At 67.3% G+C, this 312-nt stretch carries 1 pseudogene; it reads right to left on the bottom strand.

The window, feature by feature from the left end:
* Positions 1-277 (bottom strand): annotated as a pseudogene (locus CVH10_RS19210) (IS21 family transposase); the annotation flags it as partial.
* Positions 278-312: the final 35 nt, after the last annotated feature.

Here is a 312-nt window from a genome sequence, read left to right as displayed (position 1 = left end):
CCTCGCGTAGCAGCAGGTCGTGGATGCGCGTGAGGCGCAGCTTCTCGCGCCGCGGCCGTGCCTCATCTTCCTCCAGCAACGCATCCAGTCGCGCCTGAAACGGCCCCAGCTTCGGCAGCGGCTGCACCTCTCGCCGATAACCCATGTCCGCTTCCGGCGCCCGGATCGCCTTGCGCACCACCTTGCGCGACAGGTGCAGGTCCCGCGCTATCGCCTTGATGGCCTTACCCGACGCGTGCTCGCGCCGGATCCTCAACACCGTCTCCAATACCAGCATCCCGATCTCGCCGCCTGACACACCGCCAAGCGAAC

Origin of the sequence: Halomonas sp. ND22Bw (genome assembly GCF_003011945.1) — a bacterium.
In the GTDB taxonomy this organism is placed as follows: domain Bacteria; phylum Pseudomonadota; class Gammaproteobacteria; order Pseudomonadales; family Halomonadaceae; genus Halomonas; species Halomonas halophila.
This window is presented reverse-complemented; position numbering and strand designations above follow the sequence as displayed.